Annotated in this window: 4 protein-coding genes; 3 read left to right on the forward strand and 1 reads right to left on the reverse strand. The window is 63.9% G+C overall.

Annotated features, from left to right (window positions below):
- The 3 genes from EOA85_RS26770 to EOA85_RS26780 all read left to right on the forward strand — a co-directional run.
- Positions 1–115 (forward strand): winged helix-turn-helix domain-containing protein (locus EOA85_RS26770; RefSeq protein ID WP_164759897.1); only part of this gene is annotated, 115 nt, incomplete at its 5' end.
- 1 nt (position 116) lies between these two features.
- Positions 117–1,586 carry an ATP-binding protein gene (locus tag EOA85_RS26775; RefSeq protein ID WP_127211772.1) on the forward strand — a complete coding sequence of 490 codons (1,470 nt, stop codon included), beginning with the start codon at positions 117–119 and terminating at the stop codon, positions 1,584–1,586.
- Entirely contained in the window at positions 1,586–4,543 is a 2,958-nt protein-coding gene (locus tag EOA85_RS26780) for a bifunctional [glutamine synthetase] adenylyltransferase/[glutamine synthetase]-adenylyl-L-tyrosine phosphorylase (protein ID WP_127211773.1), read from the forward strand. The genes EOA85_RS26775 and EOA85_RS26780 overlap by 1 nt, the downstream gene beginning before the upstream one ends.
- Before the next feature lie 92 nt (positions 4,544–4,635).
- Here the strand turns inward: EOA85_RS26780 and EOA85_RS26785 are convergent.
- On the reverse strand, positions 4,636–5,223 hold a 588-nt coding region (locus EOA85_RS26785), incomplete at its 5' end, for a HAMP domain-containing sensor histidine kinase (RefSeq protein ID WP_164759898.1).

Genomic DNA, 5,223 nt, shown 5'->3' on the forward strand with positions numbered 1-5,223 from the left:
GACCAACGTCATCGACGTTCACGTCTCGCGGCTGCGCGGCAAGATCGAGAAGGGCTTCGACAAGCCGATCCTGCACACGGTTCGTGGCGCCGGCTATATGCTCAAGAGCGGGTAGCATGGCTCTTTCCATGCCGGCCATCATGAAGACGACGGCAGCGCGGCTTTCGGCGCTCTATCTCCTGCTGTTCGCCATATGCGCGGTGCTGCTCGTCTTCTACATGACTTCGCTGTCTGCACGCATGCTGACCGGCCAAACGCAAGAGACCATCAACGACGAAGTGCTCGGCCTCGCCCGGGCCTACCAGCGCGGCGGCTTGCCGCTGCTGGTCCGCGTGGTCGAGCAGCGCTCCCGCCAGCCCGGCGCCAATCTCTATTTGATCGCCGACACCAACGGCCAGATCCTGACCGGAAACGTTCAGAGCCTGGAGCCTGGCGTTCTCGAAGCCGAGGGCTGGACGACGGAGCCGTTTTCCTACCGGCGCTTCGGCGAGGGCGAGCTCGAGCGGCAACGCAACCCGGTGGCCGACCCGAACGAACCCAGTCAGAGCGAAGTCCAGGTCGAAGGCGAGAAGGGCCACAACGCCATCGCGCTGGTGCTGCGCCTGCCAAACCAGATGATCATGCTCGTCGGCCGCGATCTGGGCGAGCCTGAGCGGTTCCGCGCCGTCATCCGTCGCGCCTTGATGCTGGCGCTCGGCATGATGGCGCTCGGCGGGCTCCTGATCTGGTTCTTTGTCGGCCGCGCAGCGCTGAAGCGCATCGACATCGTATCGGAAGCCAGCCGCCGTATCATGGGCGGTGACCTCTCCGGCCGGCTGCCGGTCACCGGGGCCGGCGACGAGTTCGACCGGCTGTCGGAAAACCTCAATTCCATGCTGGCCAGGATCGCCACGCTGAATGAAGGGCTGAAGCAGGTCTCCGACAACATCGCCCACGATCTGAAGACACCGCTGACCAGGTTGCGCAACCGTGCCGAAGCGACGCTTTCCGGCAAGCACAGCACTACCGACTACCGCCAGGCGCTGGAAGGGACGATCGCCGAGTCCGACCAGCTGATAAAGACCTTCAACGCCATCCTGATGATCTCCAGGTTGGAGGCGGGCTATTCCTCCGAAAGCACCAGCCGGGTCGATCTGGCTGCGTCCGTGCACGATGTCGTCGAGCTCTACGAGCCGGTGGCGGAGGAGGCGGGGGTGACACTCGAGACCTCGGGTCAGGATGGCTTCGCCGTCGAGGGCAATCGCGAGCTGATCGGCCAGGCGCTATCGAACATCGTCGACAACGCGATAAAATATTCGACCGATTCGACCTCCAAGCCGACCGTCCGCGTGGCGCTCGATCGCGTCGGCAGGGAAATCAGGCTTTCCGTCACAGACAACGGCCAGGGCATTCCCGACGATGCCGATCGCGCCAGGGCAACCGAGCGTTTCGTGCGGCTGGAGAGAAGCCGCTCGCAGCCGGGTTCCGGCCTGGGCCTCAGCCTCGCCAAGGCAATCATGACATTCCACAATGGACGGCTTGATCTTCTGCCCGCCGATCCCGGATTGTCCGTTGTCATGAGTTTTCCTGAACGGGAGGATCGCTGATGGCGGTGAGGGCGGCTGGGGAACAGACCAACTGGCTATTGAAGCCGGCGGCAAAGCTCGCTCCCCTGGATCAGAACCGCGCCAGGCGGGAATTGTCGGAAATCACTTCCGCCTCGCAGGAAGACGGGCTTACCCGGCTCGCGAAATTTCTCGCGGGCAAGGGCGCCAGTCAGGAGTTCCTCGCGGCAGTGTTCGATCTGTCGCCATTCCTGCGGGGCACCGTGCGCCGCCGCCCGCAGATCCTTGATGCGCTTTTCGATGAGACCGTCGAGACCCGGTTGGCGATGATCGGCGCCGCGATCGACAAGGCGGCGCGGGCGGAAGGCATTTCTGAAAACAGCCTGATGATGGAGCTGCGGCAATGGAAAGCGGAAGCGCATATCCTGATCGCGCTGGCCGACCTTTCAGGCGAGGCTGAAACTGCAATCACAGTACGGCGGCTGAGCGATCTTGCCGACGCGTGCACCCGCGCTGCCGTCGACTTCCTGCTTCGCGACGCGCACGGACAGGGCAAGCTCAAACTTCCGGACGCCGAGGATCCGGCGCGCCGGTCGGGCTGGATCCTGCTCGGCATGGGCAAGCTTGGTGCGCATGAGCTGAACTTCTCCTCCGACATCGACCTCGTCGTTTTCTTCGACCCGCAGGCGCCAGCCGTCGTCGATCCGCTCGATGCGACGGAGCTGTTTTCGCGCCTGACCCGCCGGCTGGTCCGCATTCTCCAGGACCGCACCGAACACGGTTATGTTTTCCGCACCGACCTCAGGCTTCGTCCCGATCCCGGTTCGACGCCGCTGGCGATCCCGGTCGAGGCGGCACTGCGCTACTACGAGGCGCGTGGCCAGAACTGGGAGCGCGCGGCCATGATCAAGGCGCGTCCGGTGGCCGGCGATCTCGCGGCCGGTGCTGCGTTCCTGAAGGACCTCCAGCCCTACATCTGGCGCAAATACATGGACTACGCGGCGATCGCCGACGTCCATTCGATCAAGCGCCAGATCCACGCCCACAAGGGCCACGGCGAGATCGCGGTGAAGGGCCACAACGTCAAGCTCGGCCGCGGCGGCATTCGCGAGATCGAATTCTTCGTCCAGACCCAGCAGCTCATCGCCGGCGGCCGCTTCCCCGAGCTGCGCGGCCGCGAGACCGTGCCGATGCTTGGCCAGCTTGCGGCACGCGGCTGGATTACGGCCGATGCGCGCGACGCGCTCGCTCGGCAATACTGGTTCCTGCGCCGTGTCGAGCATGCCGTCCAGATGGTCGCCGACGAGCAGATCCATATACTGCCGGAAGATGACGAAGGGCTCGAACGCATTGCCCGAATGCTCGGTTTTGCCGATGCGGCCGTCTTTGCCGAGGCCTTCCGCGCCGCACTCCATCAGGTCGAACGTCACTACGCCGCGCTTTTCGAAACCGCGCCGGAGCTTTCGGCCGGCATCGGCAATCTGGTCTTTACCGGCGATGTCGATGACCCCGATACGTTGCAGACCCTGCAGAGACTGGGATTTCAGCGGGCGAGCGACATCTGCCGGGTTATCCGCGGCTGGCATTTCGGCCGCTATCGCGTCACCCAGTCGGCCGAGGCGCGCGAGCGGCTGACCGAACTGACGCCGGCGCTGCTGCAATCCTTCGGTCAGACGCGCCGGGCGGACGAGGCGTTGATGCGCTTGGACGAATTCCTCGCCGGCCTGCCCGCCGGCATCCAGCTCTTCTCGCTGCTCCAGTCCAATCCGGCTCTGCTGAAGCTGCTGGCGACGATCATGGGCGCGGCCCCCCGGCTGGCCGCCATCATCACGCGCCGGCCGCACGTGTTTGACGGCCTGCTTGATCCGGCCCTTTTGACCGAACTGCCGGACCGCGCCTATCTGTCCGGCCGTCTCGCCGCCTTCCTCGAAGGCGACAGAGACTATGAGGACGTGCTCGACCGCTTGCGCATCTTTGCGTCCGAGCAAAAATTCCTGATCGGCGTCAGGTTGCTTGCCGGCTCGATCGATCCGGCACGCGCCGGCCGCGCCTTTTCCGATCTGGCCGATCTCACCATCGAAGCGGCGCTGCAGGCGGTCATCGCCGAGTTCGCGCTGCGCCACGGTCGCATCGCCGGCGGCACCGTTGCGCTGCTCGGCATGGGCAAGCTCGGCAGTCGCGAATTGACGGCCGGCTCCGACGTCGACCTTATCCTGCTCTATGATCACGACACCGATGCCGAAGAATCCGATGGCGACAAGCCGCTCGCCCCATCCCACTATTACAGCAGGATGACGCAGCGGCTGATATCAGCCGTGTCCGCGCCGACCGCCGAGGGCGTTCTCTACGAGCCCGACCTTCGCTTGCGGCCGTCCGGCAACAAGGGGCCGGTGGCGACCCATGTCGATGCCTTTAAGAAGTACCAGCGCAAGGATGCCTGGACATGGGAACACATGGCGCTGTCCAGGGCTCGCGCGATCGGTGGCGATCAAACGCTGTGCACCGAGGCCGAGGCCGAGGTGGCGGCGGTGCTTGCCCTGCCGCGCGACAGCCCCAAGGTGATGGCCGAGGCGTCCGAGATGCGCACGATGATCGAGAAGGAGAAGCCGCCACGCGATCTCTGGGACATCAAGCTGATTCCGGGCGGTCTCATCGATCTCGAATTCATCGCGCAGGTGGCGGTGATCACGGGAAAGGTCGAAGCCGGCCGCCGAATCACCGGGACGGCGGAAGTCCTGTCGAGGCTGGCGCCGGATTTCGCTGAGGTCCAGGTCAGGCAAGAGCTTTGCGATGCTTATGCGCTTTATCTGGCGCTGACCCAGATGACGCGGCTCTGCATCACCGGCGTATTCGAACGGGACGACGTTCCGCCGGGGCTTTCGGATCTGCTTCTGGCGGTTACCGACCTGCCGGATTTCGGTGTGCTGGAAGCGCACCTCAAGGAGACATCGCAAAAGGTCAGAAAGGATTTCGACCTTTTGCTTCGTGCGAAACGATGACGTCACAACGCCAAACGGCTGTTTCGAAAAGCATCGGGGGCGCTGTCCATTCGGCGTTTCCGAAAGTTCCAACCGCTTCACGACAACAGAAGTCAGGCGGCGGCCCTGACCGGCTGCGTCGACTTCTTGATCGGAATGCGCACCGACACGATCGTGCCGGTGCCTTCGGTGGAGCGGATTTTCAAGGCGCCGCCCTGAAGCTCGGCCAACGAGCGTGAGATGGCAAGGCCAAGGCCGGAACCGGCATGGCTCTTGGAAAACTGGTTCTGCACCTGTTCGAACGGCCGCCCGAGCTTGCTCAGCGCCTCCTTGGGGATGCCGCAGCCATTGTCTTCGATCGTCAGGACCAGAGCACTGGACGTGTTGCGGGCCCTTACCGCAATGCGGCCGCCCTGGCCGGTGAATTTCACTGCATTCGACAGCAGGTTAATAATGATCTGCTTGATCGCCCGGCGGTCGGCGAACAGCGTCAGTGAATCGGGGATGCGCGTTTCGACGGTGATCGACTTTTCCGCTGCCTGCAGCGAGATGACGCGCACCGTTTCCCTCATCAGCGGACAGAGGTCGATTTGCTCCTGATCCATCGAGAACTGGCCGGCCTCGATCTTCGACATATCGAGGATGTCGTTGATGACGCCCAGAAGATATTTGCCGCTGCCGTTGATGTCGGTGGCATATTC

The organism is Mesorhizobium sp. M5C.F.Ca.IN.020.29.1.1 (genome assembly GCF_003997375.1).
GTDB lineage: Bacteria > Pseudomonadota > Alphaproteobacteria > Rhizobiales > Rhizobiaceae > Mesorhizobium > Mesorhizobium wenxiniae.

Coding starts and splice junctions, on each gene's coding strand:
- EOA85_RS26775 (WP_127211772.1), top strand. CDS start 117: ATGGCTCTTTCCATGCCGGCCATCATGAAGACGACGGCAGCGCGGCTT.
- EOA85_RS26780 (WP_127211773.1), top strand. CDS start 1,586: ATGGCGGTGAGGGCGGCTGGGGAACAGACCAACTGGCTATTGAAGCCG.